Annotated in this window: 15 protein-coding genes; 13 read left to right on the forward strand and 2 right to left on the reverse strand. The window is 59.6% G+C overall.

The window, feature by feature from the left end; all coding sequences use genetic code 11:
• Nucleotides 1–22: 22 nt before the first annotated feature.
• Nucleotides 23–1771, forward strand: a complete 1749-nt coding sequence (gene msbA, locus SSARUM2_RS08495; RefSeq protein ID WP_021504329.1) for a lipid A ABC transporter ATP-binding protein/permease MsbA — start codon at nucleotides 23–25, stop codon at nucleotides 1769–1771.
• Nucleotides 1771–2751 (forward strand): tetraacyldisaccharide 4'-kinase, encoded by a 981-nt coding sequence (gene lpxK / locus SSARUM2_RS08500; RefSeq protein WP_033637855.1) that lies wholly within the window; start codon nucleotides 1771–1773, stop codon nucleotides 2749–2751. The genes msbA and lpxK overlap by 1 nt, the downstream gene beginning before the upstream one ends.
• 2 nt (nucleotides 2752–2753) lie before the next feature.
• On the opposite strand, the gene SSARUM2_RS08505 is transcribed toward lpxK, so the two are convergent.
• Complete coding sequence (locus SSARUM2_RS08505; RefSeq protein ID WP_033637856.1) at nucleotides 2754–4160, reverse strand: VOC family protein; 1407 nt, start codon at nucleotides 4158–4160, stop codon at nucleotides 2754–2756.
• A 525-nt stretch (nucleotides 4161–4685) separates the two neighbouring features.
• Between SSARUM2_RS08505 and SSARUM2_RS08510 the strand changes: the two genes are divergently transcribed.
• The 6 genes from SSARUM2_RS08510 (at nucleotide 4686) to SSARUM2_RS08535 (ending at nucleotide 8950) form a co-directional block, all read left to right on the forward strand.
• Nucleotides 4686–4895, forward strand: coding sequence for a cold shock domain-containing protein (locus SSARUM2_RS08510; RefSeq protein WP_019454537.1), 210 nt, complete (start codon nucleotides 4686–4688; stop codon nucleotides 4893–4895).
• A gap of 221 nt (nucleotides 4896–5116) precedes the next feature.
• Nucleotides 5117–5338 (forward strand): cold-shock protein, encoded by a 222-nt coding sequence (locus SSARUM2_RS08515; RefSeq protein ID WP_004928241.1) that lies wholly within the window; start codon nucleotides 5117–5119, stop codon nucleotides 5336–5338.
• 113 nt (nucleotides 5339–5451) lie between these two features.
• Nucleotides 5452–6678, forward strand: a complete 1227-nt coding sequence (locus SSARUM2_RS08520; RefSeq protein ID WP_048321413.1) for a winged helix-turn-helix domain-containing protein — start codon at nucleotides 5452–5454, stop codon at nucleotides 6676–6678.
• A gap of 296 nt (nucleotides 6679–6974) precedes the next feature.
• Nucleotides 6975–7157, forward strand: coding sequence for a Trm112 family protein (locus tag SSARUM2_RS08525; protein WP_004928237.1), 183 nt, complete (start codon nucleotides 6975–6977; stop codon nucleotides 7155–7157).
• Complete coding sequence (gene kdsB / locus SSARUM2_RS08530) at nucleotides 7154–7903, forward strand: 3-deoxy-manno-octulosonate cytidylyltransferase (RefSeq protein ID WP_033646610.1); 750 nt, start codon at nucleotides 7154–7156, stop codon at nucleotides 7901–7903. Before SSARUM2_RS08525 ends, kdsB begins: the two co-directional genes overlap by 4 nt.
• A 150-nt stretch (nucleotides 7904–8053) precedes the next feature.
• Entirely contained in the window at nucleotides 8054–8950 is an 897-nt protein-coding gene (locus SSARUM2_RS08535) for a YcbJ family phosphotransferase (protein ID WP_033654240.1), read from the forward strand.
• 7 nt (nucleotides 8951–8957) lie between these two features.
• On the opposite strand, the gene elyC is transcribed toward SSARUM2_RS08535, so the two are convergent.
• The gene (gene elyC, locus SSARUM2_RS08540) at nucleotides 8958–9731 is read right to left on the reverse strand and encodes an envelope biogenesis factor ElyC (protein WP_033646606.1); all 774 of its coding nucleotides are present in this window, start codon (nucleotides 9729–9731) and stop codon (nucleotides 8958–8960) included.
• Nucleotides 9732–9883: 152 nt separating this feature from the next.
• Here elyC and cmoM point away from each other — a divergent pair, with 152 nt between their 5' ends.
• The 5 genes from cmoM (at nucleotide 9884) to ldtD (ending at nucleotide 19171) form a co-directional block, all read left to right on the forward strand.
• On the forward strand, nucleotides 9884–10669 hold the full coding sequence (cmoM, locus tag SSARUM2_RS08545) for a tRNA uridine 5-oxyacetic acid(34) methyltransferase CmoM (protein WP_033646604.1): 786 nt from the start codon (nucleotides 9884–9886) through the stop codon (nucleotides 10667–10669).
• Entirely contained in the window at nucleotides 10666–11988 is a 1323-nt protein-coding gene (gene mukF, locus SSARUM2_RS08550) for a chromosome partition protein MukF (protein WP_004928228.1), read from the forward strand. Before cmoM ends, mukF begins: the two co-directional genes overlap by 4 nt.
• Nucleotides 11969–12697, forward strand: coding sequence for a chromosome partition protein MukE (gene mukE, locus SSARUM2_RS08555; RefSeq protein ID WP_033637863.1), 729 nt, complete (start codon nucleotides 11969–11971; stop codon nucleotides 12695–12697). Before mukF ends, mukE begins: the two co-directional genes overlap by 20 nt.
• Nucleotides 12694–17142, forward strand: coding sequence for a chromosome partition protein MukB (gene mukB / locus SSARUM2_RS08560; RefSeq protein WP_033637864.1), 4449 nt, complete (start codon nucleotides 12694–12696; stop codon nucleotides 17140–17142). Before mukE ends, mukB begins: the two co-directional genes overlap by 4 nt.
• 220 nt (nucleotides 17143–17362) lie before the next feature.
• Entirely contained in the window at nucleotides 17363–19171 is a 1809-nt protein-coding gene (ldtD, locus tag SSARUM2_RS08565; RefSeq protein WP_049233767.1) for a L,D-transpeptidase, read from the forward strand.
• Nucleotides 19172–19300 lie beyond the last annotated feature (129 nt).

A 19300-nucleotide genomic window follows, 5' to 3' on the forward strand; every position in this document is an offset into this window, starting at 1 on the left:
TTCTTCCGATGCTGGTATTTGCATGATGAATGATAAAGATCTCTCGACCTGGCAGACGTTCCGTCGACTCTGGCCGATGATCACTCCTTTTAAGACCGGGCTGATTGTGGCCGCCATTGCGTTGATTATGAACGCAGCGGGGGACACGCTGATGCTGTCTCTGCTTAAACCGTTATTGGACGATGGGTTTGGAAAAACCGACAGCAGCGTGCTGGTGTGGATGCCGCTGGCGGTGATTGCGCTGATGCTGATGCGCGGCGTGACCAGCTTTGTTTCAAGCTACTGCATTTCCTGGGTTTCCGGCATGGTGGTGATGCAGATGCGCCGCCGCCTGTTTGGCCACATGATGAGAATGCCGGTGGCCTTCTTCGATCAGCAATCCACCGGGACGTTGCTGTCGCGCATTACCTATGATTCCGAGCAGGTGGCGTCTTCTTCTTCCAGCGCGCTGGTGACCGTGGTGCGCGAAGGGGCCTCGATCATTGGCCTGTTCATCATGATGTTCTACTACAGCTGGCAGCTGTCGGTGATCCTGATCGTGCTGGCGCCGATCGTTTCCATCGCCATTCGCCTGGTGTCCAAGCGTTTTCGCAACATCAGCAAGAACATGCAGAACACCATGGGGCAGGTGACCACCAGCGCCGAACAGATGCTGAAAGGCCATAAAGAAGTGCTGATCTTCGGTGGCCAGCAGGTGGAAACCGAGCGCTTTAACTCGGTGAGCAACCGCATGCGTCAACAGGGCATGAAACTGGTCTCTGCGTCTTCCATTTCCGATCCGATCATTCAGCTGATCGCTTCGCTGGCCCTGGCGTTCGTGCTGTTTGCCGCCAGCTTCCCAAGCGTGATGGAAACCCTGACCGCCGGCACCATTACCGTGGTGTTCTCGTCAATGATCGCGCTGATGCGCCCGCTGAAATCGCTGACCAACGTCAATGCCCAGTTCCAGCGTGGGATGGCGGCCTGCCAGACGCTGTTCTCCATCTTGGATATGGAACAGGAAAAAGACACCGGCACCCGCGAAGTGAAGCGCGCGAAAGGCGACATCGAATTCCGCAACGTCACCTTCTACTATCCGGCTAAAGAAACGCCGGCGCTGCGTGATATCAACCTGAAAATCGCCGAAGGCAAGACTGTGGCGTTGGTGGGCCGCTCGGGTTCGGGTAAATCCACCATCGCCAACCTGCTGACGCGCTTCTACGATATTCAGGAAGGCGAAATCCTGATGGATGGCCACGATCTGCGTGAATATACCCTGGCCTCACTGCGTAATCAGGTGGCGCTGGTCTCGCAAAACGTGCATCTGTTCAACGACACCATCGCCAACAACATCGCCTATGCGCGCGAGAGCGAATACAGCCGCGAGCAGATTGAGAAAGCGGCCGAAATGGCGTACGCGATGGACTTCATCAACAAGATGGAAAACGGCCTGGATACGGTGATCGGTGAAAACGGCGTGATGCTGTCCGGCGGCCAACGTCAGCGCATCGCCATCGCGCGTGCTTTGCTGCGCGATTGCCCGATCCTGATCCTGGATGAGGCGACTTCTGCGCTGGATACCGAATCCGAGCGTGCCATTCAGGCCGCACTGGACGAGCTGCAGAAAGACCGTACTTCGCTGGTGATCGCACACCGTCTGTCGACGATTGAGAAGGCGGACGAGATCCTGGTGGTGGAGGACGGTCGCATCGTCGAACGCGGCGAACACGCCGAGTTGCTTGAACGGCAGGGTGCCTATGCGCAACTGCACCGCATGCAGTTTGGTCAATAATGATTGAGCGCATTTGGTCCGGCGGTTCGCTGCTTTATCTGGCGCTGTTGCCGCTCTCCTGGCTGTATGGCCTGTTCAGCTGGCTGATCCGCCTCAGCTACCGCTGTGGCCTGCGCAAAAGCTGGCGTTCGCCGGTGCCGGTGGTGGTGGTGGGTAACCTCACCGCCGGTGGCAACGGCAAAACGCCGATGGTGATCTGGCTGGTGGAACACCTGCAGCAGCGGGGCTATCGCGTTGGTGTGGTGTCACGCGGTTACGGCGGTAAGTCGGCGGTCTATCCCCTGGTGCTCAATCAGAATACCTCGACCCGCGAGGCGGGCGATGAGCCGGTGCTGATTTATCAGCGGACCGGTGCGCCCGTGGCGATCGCGCCCAAGCGAGCAGAGGCGGTGCAGGCCTTGCTGCAACAACAGCCGCTGGATGCGATCGTCACCGACGATGGCTTGCAGCACTATGCTTTACAGCGTGACTTCGAGCTGGTGGTCATCGACGGCGTGCGTCGCTTCGGCAACGGCTGGTGGTTGCCGGCCGGGCCGATGCGCGAGCGTGCTGCGCGGCTTGGCAGTGTCAATGCGCGCGTCGCCAATGGCGGCGTGGCGCAGGCCGGGGAAATTGCCATGCGCCTGCAGGCGCGTGATGCGGTGAACCTGCTGAGCGGTGAACGTCGCCCGGCGGCCGAGCTGCCGCGCGTGGTAGCGATGGCGGGCATCGGCCATCCGCCGCGTTTCTTCGCGACGTTGGAAAAACTGAACGTCGAGGTGGTGCAGGAAGTGGCGTTTGCCGATCATCAGGAATATCAGCAGGCGCAGCTGGCGGCGCTGGTTGCTGCCGATCAAACGCTGTTGATGACGGAGAAGGACGCGGTGAAATGTCGCGCCTTTGCCCAGCCCAATTGGTGGTATTTGCCGGTTGATGCGGTGCTACCGTCCGCTCAGGCTGAGCAACTGCTGCAGGATATCGAATCTCTGCTGACCAAGTAACCTCAGGATGTCAGCGTGGCAAGCCCCAGGGCTTGCGCGCAGGCTTCCAGCGAACGCTGCTGGGTTTGCTGATACAGCGCCAGCTCGTCGATCACCTCACTGCCCAACGCTTGTTCAAACGCTGCCCGGCTGGAAGCGGCGTTGTACTGCGCGTGGCGGCTGTCCCCCAGATTCGACTGGAAAATCCCCGCGGCGCTGACCGGCAGAAAATCTTCATACACCAGCGGCTGGAAGCGAACGTGTTCTTTCTCGATCAGTTGCTCCAGAGTGCTGTGCTTATCCAGCGACTCTTTGGCCGCCAGGCCGCATTCGGTCGGGAAATAGCGGAACCAGGCCAGCTGTTGCTCGCGCAGCGTGGCGTAATCATCCGGAAACGCCCGGAAGTTTTCCTCCAGCAGTTGATAGTAGCGCTCGGCATTTTTCTCGCTCGGCGGCCCCTGCAGCGCATCGTTGGTGGCCTGCAGCAGACGGTCGTAGAGTTCTCGTCCTTTCGTCGTCAGCGCCACACCGCGCTGTTCGATTTCGCCGAAGCGCGCGGTATGGTGGCCGGCGACGGCGCGGCCGTCATGCTCAACGAAATCGACGCGTTCTTCCAACGCCTTGAAGCTGGTTTGGCGCAGCAGGATCGCGCGACGGCGGCGCGGCGGGCCCTCGATGACCGCCTTGGGCGTAATGCCGCGGCCGGGCATCGCCTGCTGAACGCGATCGATATCCAGCGTGCGCGGTGTCAGATGGTTGATATGCGGCCCTTTAAACGCCACCACGTCGGCGATCAGGCGATGCTGATCGTGCAGCTGCCGGTATTCTTCGGCGCTGACCGTCGCCTGGTTGTGCCAGCGGAAGGTTTCCAGCGCTTGTTCGACAAATTCTTGCGCCTGCACTTCATTCAGCCCGCCTTGCGCTTCCTGCAGCGCGATCAGCTCCAGCGCGCGATCGGTAAAGATGCGGCGGCGCGCCAGCAAGCGCTCGGCCAGCGCACGCAGCGCGGGATCTTCTATCAGTTCCAGGCGCAGCAGGGAGGTGAACACGCGGAAAGGGCTGATCTGCAGCGCGTCTTCGTGTACGGCGCGAAAAGCGGTGGAGTGCACCGGAACGCCCGCCACCGACAGGTCATAGTAACCGACCGGTGCCATGCCCATCACCCGGAACAGGCGGCGCAGGGTGGCCAGCTCGTCCGCGGTGCCGACCCGGATGGCGCCGTGGCGCTCCATCGCCAGGCGTTCTATCTCGCCGGTAATTTGCAGTTGATGAGCCAGTGCGGCATCTTCGCGCAGAACCTGTCGGTTGGTTTCCGCCACCAGCTCCAGCAGATCGCCGTACAGCGGCACCTCCTTTTGATACATGTCCGACATCGCGTGAGAGAATCTGGCGCGGATTTCATTAGGTGAAACGAACTGCTGGGCGGTCATGCGCATAGCTCCTTGATTCAGCATAATCTGAAAAATCGTGTTTTTAGCGGCAAAAGTGCTGGCGAAAAAGCCGTCTGCCTTGTTTTCCCCTCAAGTTTAGCTATCTGGTTTGGGATTTGTTATAGACGTGGCAAGCATATTAGAGTTTTATGCGTCAGCTCTCATTTGCAGCGCACAGACGGGCAAAAGATGCCCTGGCGAGCGGAGAGACGCGGTGGTTCGGCCGCGGCGACCATTAAATTAAGTCATGCATATTCAGGGAGATAAAAATAAATTCGGCTTATTTATGAATTTAAGACAATAAACCTCTTGTGCATTCACCAGTTTTATGAGTAAATGCAAGTCGGCCTGTAATCCAGACCTATTTATGTTCGAGTTTAGAGTTAAGCAGTTCCTCCAAAAACGTTATCATCCGATTCCGCTTCAAAGACGAACCTTCTAAGTACCTCCCATAAGTAATGTTTCTGAAACGGCCCCAATTGCCTCTTATGGCAGGTTTTGTAAATATATTTAAAGGTAAATGTAATGTCTAAGAAGACTGGTCAGGTTAAGTGGTTCAACGAAAGCAAAGGTTTTGGTTTCATTGAGCAGAACGACGGCGGCAAAGATGTATTCGTACACTTCTCCGCAATCATGACCGACGGTTTCAAGACCCTGGCTGAAGGCCAGCGCGTCGAGTACACCATCCAGGACAGCCCGCGCGGGCCGGCTGCCGCCAACGTAGTTGCTCTGTAAGAATACAGGGAACGCGTATAAGAGATCTTAATACAACCATGGTGATGCGTCAGCGCTGAGTCATGCGGAAGATATTAAGTTCAACAAGCCCGCCTTAGTGCGGGTTTTTTATTTTTTGCTCACGAGAGGTTTGTTACGAAAAACTTTAGGATGGGCTGGTAGCGTCCAGACAATATAAAAAATGACGTTGTCAAGGATGCTCAAGTAAAAGGATATAAGTTATGTTTAAAAATACTGTGTTAAAAATGGGCCGCGTGAAATGGTTTAATCAGGCCGAAGGCTATGGTTTTATTTCACCGGTAGATGGCAGCGACGAAATCTATGTCAATCGCAACGCTATCGCCAACACCAAAAATAAGTCGTTGAACGAAGGTCAGAACGTCGAGTTCTCGATCTATCGCAGCTCACATGGGCTGTCCGCGGCAGACGTTATCGCGTTCTGATCGCATCCACCTTCCTCGCCAGTGCCGGTGTCGCCACCCGCATGCACTGGCGAAGATAAATCCCTCGATATCCACTATTATCAGGCCATTGCCTACTTGCCACGGATATCAGGATGACCACCCCGATAATTTCCCTTACCGCCGCTCGCGCGCTGCACCTTGCCGCCCAGGGGCTGCTTTCTCCGCTTAAACGCCAGGCTCGGCCCGACGACGTCGTGAACGCGATCCAGCGCATGGGGCTGTTACAAATCGATACCATTAGCGTCGTCGCCCGCAGCCCGTATCTGGTGCTGTTCAGCCGTTTGGGGGCCTATCAACCGGAATGGCTGGAGCAGGCGCTCGCCGGCCGCAAGCTGTTCGAGTATTGGGCGCACGAAGCCTGTTTCCTGCCGATCGAGGATTTTGGTCTGCTGCGGCATCGCATGCTGGCGCCGCATGATATGGGCTGGAAATATTCCGCCGACTGGGTGCAGCAGCACCAGGCGGCGATGGACAACCTGCTGCGGCACATCGAACAACAGGGGCCGGTGCGCTCCGCCGATTTCAGCGCCGAGAAGAAAGGCAACAGCGGATGGTGGGACTGGAAACCGGAGAAACGGCATCTGGAGATCCTGTTTACCGCCGGCAAGCTGATGGTGGCCGAGCGTCGCAATTTCCACCGGGTTTACGATCTGACCGAAAGGCTGCTGCCGGCCTGGGACGATGCGCGTCATGCGCTGCCTGCGGAGCGGGCGCGCCGGCAAATGTTGCATCGCACCTGCCGCTATCTGGGCATTTTCCGCGCCGAATGGTTGGCGGATTACTATCGGCTGAAACGCGTGGCGCCAAAAACTTTGCTGGCAGAGCTGCAGGATCAGGGGGAGATTTCGCCGGTGCGGGTAGAGGGGCTGGAAGGGCAGTTCTATGTGCATGGCTCACTGACGGAATTGCTGCCGCTGGCGGAACAGGGCAAGCTGAAATCGACGGTCACCAGCCTGCTGTCGCCGTTTGATCCGGTGGTTTGGGATCGTCGCCGGGCGCTCGAGCTGTTCAACTTTGACTATCGGCTGGAGTGCTATACGCCGAAAGAAAAACGCCGCTATGGCTACTTCACCTTGCCGGTGCTGCATCGGGGTGAACTGGTGGGGCGCATTGACGCCAAGGCGCACCGCCGCCAGGGGGTGTTCGAGATCATCAGCTTTCATGTGGAGCCGCGGGTGCGCTTCGGCAAACGGCGGGCCCAAGATATTCGGCAGGCCATCGCGCGTATGGCCAAATGGCACGGCGCGCAACGCGTCGCGCTGGGCGACATTCCGGCGGCGTTGGCCGCTGAATGGGGTGCCGGCTGGGAAGTGGGATAACGAGCGACGCCGTCGGTGGGGTAAAACGAAGTTCAGCGCCGCTCGTTACAAAGGGGCTCAGTGGCTGAAGTTAGCGAACAGAGCGATGATTTTATGCAGACGTTTGATCACGTATCACGGCCTTTTTGTGATTTGTATCACAAAATTCTACGCCGGGATGCGCCGCAGTTCAAGCTGTTGCGCCGGCGCGCTGAGGAAATATCGCTGGGTTGGCGCCGCCGGTGATTAACCTGAGGCCGGGCGTTATGCTATCCTCACTGCCTTTCCCAGATGACCAATCCCCTAGCGGAGGATGCATGGACCACCGTTTACTCGAAATCGTTGCCTGCCCGGTATGCAACGGCAAACTCTATTTCAATAAAGAAAACCAGGAACTGGTGTGCAAAGCGGACGGGTTGGCTTACCCGCTGCGCGACGGCATTCCGGTGCTGTTGGAAAATGAAGCGCGTGCGCTGTCGCTGGATGAGAAGCACGCATGAGTTTTATCGCTATTATTCCCGCCCGCTACGCCTCAACCCGTTTGCCGGGCAAACCGCTGGCCGATATTCACGGCAAGCCGATGGTGGTGCACGTGATGGAGCGCGCCCGCGAGTCCGGCGCCAGCCGCGTCATCGTGGCGACCGATCACCCTGAAGTCGCCAAAGCGGTGGAAGCCGCCGGCGGCGAAGTGTGCATGACCAGCCCGGATCACCATTCCGGCACCGAGCGTCTGGCGGAAGTGATCGCGCACTACGGCTTTGCCGACGATCAGATCATCGTTAACGTGCAGGGCGACGAACCGCTGATCCCGCCGGTGATCGTGCGTCAGGTGGCTGATAATCTGGCAGGCAGCCAGGCCGGCATGGCGACGCTGGCAGTGCCGATCGAGAGCGCCGAAGAGGCTTTCAACCCCAACGCGGTGAAGGTCGTGATGGACGCGCAGGGCTACGCGCTCTATTTCTCTCGCGCCACCATTCCGTGGGATCGCGAGCGTTTCGCCGCGTCGAAAGAGAGCATCGGCGACAGCCTGCTGCGTCATATCGGCATCTACGCCTATCGCGCCGGCTTCGTGCGCCGCTACGTCAGCTGGGCGCCGAGCCAACTGGAGCAGATCGAGCTGTTGGAACAGCTGCGGGTGCTGTGGTACGGTGAAAAAATCCACGTGGCGGTCGCGAAAGCGATCCCGAGCGTGGGGGTCGATACGCCGGAAGATCTCCAGCGCGTGCGCGACAGCATTCAACCTTGAGCCTGAGTTCGTCGGCGCGGCGCGCAACGCGCCGACGATGTAATACCCTCCATTATTGATCCCCGTTTTGTTGATCTGCGTTGAAGAATTTTTCCGCTCACCGTTCGATGATGTTACGCATCCCCCCTATTAGCCTGAGGTGAATGCCTTATGGAGCAGTTACGCGCCGAACTGAGCATTGTGCTGGGTGAGTCCATCAGCCGGCTGGAGCGGGTGAGCGAGCAGCCTTATGCGCATATGTATTCGCTGTACGATCGGCAGGGCAACGCGATCCCGCTGATGGCGAAAAGCTTTATCTGTCAGGGTATCGCCCAGCAGGAGGCGTACAAGCTGTCAATGCTGGCGCGCGACGGGGATATTCGCCTGCCTACGGTGTACGGCGTGGTGTGTACCCACCAGGCGCCGTACAAGGAAATCCTGCTGATCGAGCGCCTGCGCGGCGTGTCGGCTGAAGCGCCGACGCGTTCGCCGGATCGCTGGAATATGCTGATGGAGCAGATCGTTGACGGGATATTGGCCTGGCACCGCATCGACAGCCACGGCAGCGTCGGCAGCGTTGACAGCACGCAGGAGAACGACTGGTTTTGCTGGTATCAACAGCGGGTCGAAGTGCTGTGGGCGACGGTGGTCAATCTCACCACCCCGCAGCTGACCATGGCGGATCGCCGTTTGCTGTACCGCACGCGCGAAGCGCTGACCCATTTTTTCGTCGGCTTCGACGATCCTTGCGTTCTGGTGCACGGCAACCTGTCGCTGCGCAGCATGCTGAAAGATCCCAAAAGCGATCAACTGCTGGCGATGCTCAATCCCGGCGTGGTGCTGTGGGCGCCACGCGAATACGATCTTTTCCGCCTGTGCGAGGCGGGTATGCCCAGCCAACTGCTGTTCAGCTATCTGCGGCGCGCGCCGGTCGCCGACGCTTTTCTGGCGCGGCGCTGGCTGTACGTGGTGTGGGAAGCGGTGGGGCGTTTGATCCATACCGGCAAGCTGGAGCGGCGGCCGTTCGACTATGCGTCGCAACAGCTGCTGCCCTGGCTGGCCGGTTGAACGGGCCTTACTCGGCGCCGGCGCGGTCCGCGCCTTTCAGCCATTGCCACAGGCTGCCCAGCGTTTCATACCAGGCGCGCTCGGTATGGCCGAGGAACATTGACGACGGCGTGGCGCGATCCCAGATATTCAGCGGCGAGTCGATCGCCAACTGGTTGGCCGGCGCCGGGATCGGGTGCAGGCCCTTGGCCTTGAAGAAACGCATGGCGCGCGGCAGATGGTTGGCGGAGGTGACCAGAATGAAGGGTTGCTCGCCGACCAACTTGGCGACCTGAGCGGCCTCTTGCTCGGTATCGCGCGGTTCCCCCAGGATCACCATATCACTGCGCGGCACGCCCAGGCTTTCGGCCACCAGCGCCGCCGTGGCGGCGTTGCTTTGCATGCGTCCGGCGGACGCGCCGGTAAATACCATCCTGGCGCCGGGATGCGCAAGATAAAGCCGCACGCCTTCCGTCACGCGCGGCAGACTGTTGCCGAGCAAATTCGAGCTGGGCGCCCAATCGGGATTGTAGGTATAGCCCCCACCCAATACCACGATGTAGCTGACCGGATCGTTGCCGCGATAAGTCTGGTATTCGGCTTCGATCGGCCGCAGCAGCCGGTCGGCCACCGGTTGCAGGCTGAAAAGCAGTAAAAACAGCCAGCTCAGCGTGAAAATCGTCTTACCGCTTTTTTGCCAGCGGGTGAACCACAGCAGCAGTAGCGCCAGCCCCATCAGCAGCATCAACAGCGGCAGCGGCATCAGCATGGCGCCAAAGAACTTTTTCAGGTTGAACAGCATCGAAAATCAGATCCTTTTGGGTGAAAAAGCGGCATCCAGGCATAAACGGGCCGCAAGAAGATACATTCTAAGCCAGTCTGTGCCAAAATAGCAGGTTTGAATGGGCGTGCTCTTTGCCGCCGACAAGAATGAGATCAGCGGAGCCGTTGTCCATGCAGGATCGCAATTTTGACGATATTGCTGAAAAATTTGCGCGTAATATTTACGGCACCACGAAAGGAAAAATCCGCCAGGCGGTGGTTTGGCAGGATCTGACCGGGCTGCTGGCGCAGTTGCCGCAGCGGCCGCTGCGCATCCTCGACGCCGGGGGCGGTGAAGGCCATATGGCCTGCCAACTGGCAGAATTAGGACATCAGGTGTTGTTGTGCGATCTTTCTGGTGAGATGATCCAGCGCGCCGCGCAGCTGGCGGAGCAGAAAGGTGTGAGCCAGAACATGCAATTCGTACAAAGTTCTGCGCAGGATATCGCTCAACATTTGGAACAGCCGGTTGATCTGATATTGTTTCATGCAGTGCTTGAATGGATTGCCGAGCCCGAAGCGGCGCTGCGGGCGTTGTATGACTGCCTGACGCCGGGCGGCGCGCTGTCGCTGATGTTTTTCAACGCCAACGGCCTCTTGATGCGCAACGTGGTGTTGGGTAATTTCCAACTGGTGGATCCCGAGGTCAGGCGGCGCCGCAAGCGTTCGCTGTCGCCGCAATATCCGCACGATCCGCTATTGGTCTACGGTTGGCTGGAACAGCTGGGCATGCGCATCAGCGGCAAAACCGGGGTGCGGGTGTTCCACGACTATCTGCAGAGCAGACAGCTGCAAACACAAAAATTTGAAGAGTTACTGGCGCTTGAACAGCACTATTGCCGGCAGGAGCCGTACGTGAGTTTGGGGCGCTATATTCACGTCATGGCGCATAAACCAAACCTGAAGGACGAACTATGAGTGAATTTTCCCAGACAGTACCCGAACTGGTCGCCTGGGCACGGAAAAATGATTTCTCTATTTCGCTCCCTACTGAGCGTCTCGCATTTTTGCTCGCCATCGCCACCCTGAACGGCGAACGGCTGGACGGCGAGATGAGCGAAGGTGAGCTGGTTGATGCATTTCGCCATGTCAGCAAGGGTTTTGAACAGACGCATGAAACGGTGGCGATGCGCGCCAACAATGCGATCAACGACATGGTGCGCCAGCGCCTGTTGAACCGCTTTACCAGCGAACTGGCGGACGGTAACGCGATTTACCGCCTCACGCCGCTGGGCATCGGCATTACCGATTACTATATTCGCCAACGCGAATTCTCCACGCTGCGTCTGTCGATGCAGCTGTCGATCGTGGCGCAGGAGCTCAAGCGCGCCGCCGACGCCGCCGACGAGGGCGGCGACGATTTCCATTGGCACCGCAACGTGTTCGCGCCGTTGAAATATTCGGTGGCGGAAATCTTCGACAGCATCGACATGACCCAACGCGTGATGGACGAGCAGCAGCAGAGCGTGAAAAATGACATCGCCGCGCTGCTGAGCAAAGACTGGCGGGCGGCGATCTCCAGCTGTGAAATGCTGCTGTCGGAAACCTCGGGCACCCTGCGCGAGCTGCAGGATACGCTGGATGCGGCGGGCGACAAGCTGCAGGCCAACCTGCTGCGCATCCAGGACGCCACCCTCGGCAACGTGGAGCTGGGCTTCGTCGACAAGCTGGTGTTCGATCTGCAAAGCAAGCTGGATCGCATCATCAGCTGGGGCCAGCAGGCGATTGACCTGTGGATCGGCTACGATCGCCACGTGCATAAATTTATCCGTACCGCTATCGATATGGATAAAAACCGCGTGTTCGCCCAACGCCTGCGCCAGTCGGTGCAAACCTATTTCGACCACCCGTGGGCGCTGACCCATGCCAATGCCGATCGTCTGCTGGATATGCGCGACGAAGAACTGGCGTTGCGCAGCGAGGAAGTGACCGGGGAACTGCCGCCGGATCTGGAGTTCGAAGAGTTCAGCGAAATTCGCGAACAGCTGGCGGCGATGATCGAAGAGGCGCTGAAGGTGTATCAGGAACAGCAGATGCCGCTCAACCTTGCAGCGGTGATGCGCGATTATCTGGCGCAATATCCGCGTGCGCGTCATTTCGACGTGGCACGTTTAGTGGTCGACCAGGCAGTGCGCCTCGGTGTGGCTGAAGCAGATTTCTCAGGGTTGCCGGCGGAATGGCAGGCAATCAATGATTACGGAGCCAAGGTCCAGGCCCATGTCATCGACAAATATTGAACAAGTAATGCCAGTCAAGCTGGCCAAGGCACTGTCCAACTCGCTGTTCCCGGCGCTGGACAGCCAACTGCGCGCGGGTCGTCACATCGGTATCGATGAGCTGGACAACCATGCCTTTTTAATGGATTTCCAGGATGAGCTGGAAGAATTTTACACCCGTTACAGCGTCGAGCTGATTCGGGCGCCGGAAGGTTTCTTCTATTTGCGCCCGCGCTCTACCACGCTGATCCCGCGCTCGGTGCTGTCCGAGCTGGATATGATGGTGGGTAAGATCTTGTGCTACCTGTACCTCAGCCCCGAGCGCCTGGCGCACGAAGGCATTTTCAGCCATCAGGAGCTGTACGACGAGCTGCTGAGCCTGGCCGATGAGAACAAGCTGCTGAAGTTCGTTAATCAGCGCTCCACCGGTTCGGATCTCGATCGGCAGAAGCTGCACGAAAAGGTGCGCACCTCGCTGAACCGCCTGCGCCGCCTTGGCATGGTCTACTTCATGGGCAATGACAGCAGCAAGTTCCGCATTACCGAGGCGGTGTTCCGCTTCGGCGCCGACGTGCGCAGCGGCGACGATCCGCGTGAAGCGCAGCTGCGCATGATTCGCGACGGCGAGGCGATGCCGGTTGAAACCAGCCTGTCGCTGAACGATGAGAATGAGGCTGAGGATCAGCAGGTTGATAACGCTCCTGACGGTGCAGAGGATGAACAGGAATGATTGAACGCGGTAAATTTCGCTCGCTGACGCTGGTTAACTGGAACGGCTTCTTTGCCCGCACCTTTGATCTGGATGAGCTGGTGACCACGCTGTCCGGCGGTAACGGGGCAGGGAAATCCACCACCATGGCGGCTTTCGTCACCGCACTGATCCCCGATCTGACGCTGCTGCACTTCCGTAACACCACCGAAGCGGGCGCCACCAGCGGTTCGCGCGATAAAGGCCTGCACGGTAAGCTGCGCGCCGGCGTGTGTTACTCCACCCTCGACGTCGTCAACTCGCGCCATCAGCGCGTGGTGGTCGGCGTGCGTCTGCAGCAGGTGGCGGGGCGCGATCGCAAGGTCGACATCAAACCGTTCACCATTCAGGGCCTGCCGACCGCGGTGCAGCCGACCGAGCTGCTGACCCAGACCGTGGGTGAGCGCCAGGCGCGCGTGCTGTCGCTGCAGGAACTGAAGGATCGCGTGGAAGAGATGGAGGGCGTGCAGTTCAAGCAGTTCAACTCCATCACCGATTACCACTCGCTGATGTTCGATCTGGGCGTGATCCCGAAACGCCTGCGTTCATCCGCCGATCGCAGCAAATTCTACCGTCTGATTGAAGCGTCGCTGTACGGCGGTATTTCCAGCGCCATCACCCGCTCGCTGCGCGATTACCTGCTGCCGGAAAACAGCGGCGTGCGCAAGGCGTTCCAGGATATGGAAGCGGCGCTGCGCGAAAACCGCATGACGCTGGAAGCGATCCGCGTCACCCAGTCGGATCGCGATCTGTTCAAGCATTTGATCTCCGAGGCTACCTCCTATGTGGCGGCGGACTATATGCGCCACGCCAACGAACGCCGCATCCATCTGGACGGCGCGCTGGCGCTGCGCAGCGATCTGTTGGGCAGCCGCAAGCAGCTGGCCGCCGAACAGTATCGCCATGTGGAAATGGCGCGCGAGCTGAGCGAACAGAGCGGTGCCGAATCCGATCTGGAAACCGATTACCAGGCTGCCAGCGACCACCTGAATCTGGTGCAGACGGCGATGCGTCAGCAGGAGAAGATCGAGCGCTATGAAGCCGATCTGGAAGAGCTGACCTACCGTCTGGAAGAGCAGAACGAAGTGGTGGCCGAGGCGAGCGAGCAACAGGCCGAAAATGAAGCGCGCGCCGAAGCGGCCGAGCTGGAAGTGGATGAGCTAAAGAGCCAACTGGCCGACTACCAGCAGGCGCTCGACGTGCAGCAGACCCGCGCCATTCAGTATCAGCAGGCGCTGCAGGCGCTGGAGCGCGCACGCGCGCTGTGCCAACTGCCGGATCTGACCGCCGATAACGCCGAACAGTGGCTGGATACCTTCCAGGCCCGCGAGCAGGAGGCGACCGAAGCGCTGCTGATGCTGGAACAGAAGCTGAGCGTGGCCGACGCCGCGCACGGCCAGTTCGAACAGGCCTATCAGTTGGTGGGTAAAATCGCCGGCCAGGTCAGCCGCAGCGAAGCCTGGCAGTGCGCGCGCGAATTGCTGCGCGACTGGCCTTCGCAGCAGCACCTCGCCGAGCGCGTTCAGCCGTTGCGCCTGCGCCTGAGCGAACTGGAACAGCGCCTGCGCTCGCAGCAGGACGCCGAGCGCCTGCTGCAAGAGTTTTGCAAACGCCATGGCCAAGAGTACCAGCCGGACGATCTTGACATGCTGCAGCAGGAGCTGGAAGAGCGCCTGGAAGCGCTGTCGCAGAACGTCAGCGAAGCCGGCGAACGCCGCATGGAGATGCGCCAGGAGCTGGAGCAGATCCAGCAGCGCATCCGTGAGCTGACGGCGCGCGCGCCGGTGTGGCTGGCGGCGCAGGACGCTCTGAGCCAGCTCAGCGATCAGAGCGGAGAGCCGCTGGAAAACAGCCAGCAGGTGACCGAATACATGCAGCAGCTGCTGGAGCGCGAGCGTGAAACCACCGTCGAGCGCGACGAAGTGGCGGCCCGCAAACGTGAAGTGGAAGCGCAGATCGAACGTCTCAGCCAGCCGGGCGGCGCGGAAGATCAACGCCTGGTCACGCTGGCCGAACGTTTCGGCGGCGTGTTGCTGTCGGAAATCTACGATGACGTCACCATCGACGACGCGCCTTACTTCTCGGCGCTGTACGGCCCTTCGCGCCACGCCATCGTGGTGCCGGATCTGTCGCTGGTGCGCGAGATGCTGGAAGGGCTGGAAGATTGCCCGGAAGATCTTTACCTGATCGAAGGGGATCCGCAGTCGTTCGATGACAGCGTATTCGCCGTCGAAGAGCAGGAAAAAGCGGTGGTGGTGAAAATCGCCGATCGCCAGTGGCGTTATTCCCGCTACCCGGAAGTGCCGTTGTTCGGCCGCGCGGCGCGCGAAAATCGCCTGGAAGTGCTGCATGCCGAGCGTGAAACGCTGGCGGAGCGCTACGCCACGCTGTCGTTCGACGTGCAGAAAACCCAGCGCTCGCACCAGGCTTTCAGCCGCTTTATCGGCACCCATCTGGCGGTGGCGTTCGACGCCGACCCGGAAGCGGAGATCCGCGGCCTGAACGCCCGCCGTGGCGAAATCGAACGCGCGCTGAACAATCACGAAGCGCAGAACCAGCAGCAGCGTCAGCAGTACGATCAGGCCAAAGAGGGTATTTCCGCGCTCAACCGCCTGATGCCGCTGGTGTCGTTGCTGAACGATGAAACGTTGCAGGACCGCGTCGACGAGATGCGCGAAGAGCTGGAAGAAGCGCAGGACGCCGCGCGTCATATTCAGCAGCACGGCGTGTCGCTGGCCAAGCTGGAGCCGCTGCTGTCGGTGCTGCAGAGCGATCCGCAGCAGCATGAACAGCTGCAGCAGGATTACGCGCAGGCGCAAAGCGTGCAGCGTCAGGCGAAACAGCAGGCGTTCGCGCTCACTGAAGTGGTGCAGCGTCGTGCGCACTTCAGCTACACCGACTCTGCCGGCATGCAGAATGCCAACAACGATCTGAACGACAAGCTGCGCCAGCGTCTGGAGCAGGCGGAAGCCGAACGCGCCCGCGCCCGTGAGCAGCTGCGCCAGTATCAAACCCAGTTCACCCAGTACAGCCAGGTGCTGGCTTCGCTGAAAAGCTCGTACGACGCCAAGCGCGACATGCTGAAAGAGCTGAGCCAGGAGCTGGTGGACATCGGCGTGCAGGCCGACGCCAATGCCGAAGCGCGCGCCCGCGCGCGTCGCGACGAACTGCATGCGGCGCTGAGCAACAACCGCGCTCGCCGCAATCAGCTGGAGAAACAGCTGACCTTCTGCGAAGCCGAAATGGACGGCCTGCAGAAGAAGCTGCGCAAGCTGGAACGCGATTATCACCAGCTGCGCGAGCAGGTGGTGACCGCCAAGGCGGGTTGGTGCGCGGTGATGCGCCTGGTGAAAGACAACGGCGTGGAACGCCGCCTGCACCGCCGCGAGCTGGCGTATATGGATGGCGACGAGCTGCGCTCGATGTCGGATAAGGCGCTCGGCGCGCTGCGTCTGGCGGTGGCGGATAACGAACACCTGCGCGACGTGCTGCGCCTGTCGGAAGATCCGAAGCGGCCGGAGCGTAAGATTCAGTTCTATATCGCGGTGTACCAGCACCTGCGCGAGCGCATCCGTCAGGACATCATCCGCACCGACGATCCGGTCGAGGCCATCGAACAGATGGAAATCGAGCTGGGCCGTCTGACCGAAGAGCTGACCGCGCGCGAGCAGAAGCTGGCGATCAGTTCGAAAAGCGTGGCCAACATCATTCGCAAAACCATTCAGCGCGAACAGAACCGCATTCGCATGCTGAACCAGGGGCTGCAGGCCGTTTCCTTCGGCCAGGTGAAGAGCGTGCGGCTGAACGTCAATGTGCGCGAAGCGCACGCCACTCTGCTGGACGTGCTCTCCGAGCAGCAGGAACAGCATCAGGATCTGTTCAACAGCAACCGCCTGACCTTCTCCGAAGCGTTGGCCAAACTGTATCAACGCCTGAATCCGCAGATCGACATGGGGCAGCGCACGCCACAGACCATCGGCGAGGAGTTGCTGGACTACCGCAACTACCTGGAGATGGAAGTGGAGGTATACCGTGGCTCCGACGGCTGGCTGCGTGCGGAAAGCGGCGCGTTGTCTACCGGCGAAGCCATCGGTACCGGGATGTCAATCCTGGTGATGGTGGTGCAGAGCTGGGAAGAAGAATCCCGTCGCCTGCGCGGCAAAGACATCTCGCCGTGCCGCCTGCTGTTCCTCGATGAAGCGGCGCGTCTGGATGCCAAGTCGATCGCTACGCTGTTCGAACTGTGCGACCGTCTGGAGATGCAGCTGATTATCGCAGCACCGGAAAACATCAGCCCGGAGAAGGGCACCACCTATAAACTGGTGCGTAAGGTGTTCCAGAACCACGAGCATGTGCACGTGGTGGGGCTGCGCGGTTTCGCCGGCGAGCCGCCGGCGCTGGGTGCTGCGCCGGTTGAAACGCCGTAACGCAGAAAAACGCCCTAAAAATCCGAAAATAGCCGCCGCAGGGTGGCTATTTTTTTGTGCGCGTGGATGATAGTCCTGCTTTTTTATCCGTTGAAAAGCGGTTAGTTTAATCACATAAACAGTTATTCGGCGCCCGCAGGGCGAAACGGCCTTTCTGTTTGTATACTGAAACTATATGCAGTTTTTGACGTTTTTTTTGTGAGCATACAGGGGGCAAGGGATGTTGCTTAAAAAGGGAAACTCTCTACGACGTTTGGCGCTGAGTGGCGCTATCGCCTGTAGTCTTGTGTCGTCGTTTTCCGCATCGGCCACCGTCCCGGCGTTGCCGGTGGCATCAGCAGGCATGTCCGTTGCGCAGAGCCGTTCTGAACTGCTGGCCGCGTTGCCGCGCGGCATGGATTTGCACTACCTGTCCACGCTGGCGCCGCTGTATGCGGCGAATCACATGCAGCCGATGTGGCAGGATCGCGAAGCCGTTCAGCAATTTCAGCAGCAGCTGGCCGAGCTGGCGATGTCCGGCGTGCAGCCGCAGTTCACCCAATGGGTGAAGATGTTGACCGATCCGGCGCTCAGTGAAGCGGGCCGCGATGCGGTGCTGTCCGATGCGATGCTGGGCTATTTGCAGTTCGTCTCCGCCATCGGTGCCAACGGCAACAACTGGCTGTACAGCAATATTCCCTACAAGCTTGGCTTGCCGCCCACCGCGGTGATCAACCAATGGCAGCTGGCGGTGCGCCAGGCGCGTACTCTGAGCTACGTGAATTCGCTCGCGCCGCAGCATCCGCAATACGCCAAGATGCATCAGGCGCTGCGCGACATGCTGGCGGACAATCGTCCCTGGCCGCAGGTGGGCAGCGGCCCGAGCCTGCGTCCAGGCCAAATGAGCAATGATATTCCGGCGCTGCGTGAGATCCTGACGCGCACCGGTATGCTCGCCGCCGCGGCGCCGGAAGCGGAGCCGGAACCGGCGGTGGTCTCGGCGAAGATCAATGAGCCCGACGACGGCGGGCTGACGGTAGACGAAGAGAAAAGCCGCGTGACGGTCAGCCCATCGGCAGCGCCGGTGACGGAGCTGACCGCGGAACAGACGCCGCCGCAGATTGGCAGCGTGGTGAGCGATAACCTCTATACCGACGAACTGGTGGAGGGCGTCAAGCGCTTCCAGAAATGGCAAGGGCTGACGGCGGATGGCGTGATCGGCGTGCGCACCCGCGAGTGGCTCAACGTGTCACCGAAAACCCGCGCCGCGCTGCTGGCGCTGAATATCCAGCGCCTGCGGATCCTGCCGGGGCATGTCGGCACCGGCATCATGGTGAACATTCCCAACTATTCGCTGACCTACTACCAGAACGGCAATGAGGTGCTGTCTTCCCGCGTTATCGTCGGGCGGCCGAGCCGCAAGACGCCGCTGATGAGCAGCGCGTTGAACAACGTGGTGGTCAATCCGCCGTGGAACGTGCCGACTACCCTGGTGCGTGAGGACATTGTGCCGAAGGCGATGCGTGACGGTAACTACTTCCAGAAACACGGCTATACCGTGCTGTCGGGCTGGAGCAACGATGCGGAAGTGATCAACCCGGCGATGATCGACTGGAGCATGGTCTCTGCGCGCAACTTCCCGTATCGCGTGCGTCAGGCGCCGGGCGCCACCAACTCGCTGGGGCGCTTCAAGTTCAATATGCCGAGCTCGGACGCTATCTACCTGCACGATACCCCGAACCACAGCCTGTTCCAGAAAGACATCCGCGCGCTCAGCTCCGGCTGCGTGCGGGTGAACAAGGCTTCCGATTTGGCGAATATGCTGCTGCAGGACGCCGGCTGGAACAACAGCCGCGTGTCTTCCACGCTGAAAGAAGGGAATACCACTTATGTGAATATTCGCCAGCGTATTCCCGTAAAACTGTATTATCTGACCGCCTGGGTTTCGGATGACGGCCAACCGCAATTCCGTACAGATATTTACAATTATGATAATACGGTGCGATCGGGCGCACAAATTTTGGCTCAGGCCAAAAAATTAATGCAGTAAATGCAGTAATTATAAATAAATAACGGTCAGAATGTTTGGCTATACCGCAGGCCCTCGTAGCCGGGGGCCTGTAAACCTAGGCGTATCGCGGGTTGACTCAGCATACGCAGGCGGTTATGGTTCGGACAG

Source organism: Serratia sp. K-E0102 (genome assembly GCF_029962625.1).
Lineage (GTDB): Bacteria > Pseudomonadota > Gammaproteobacteria > Enterobacterales > Enterobacteriaceae > Serratia > Serratia sarumanii.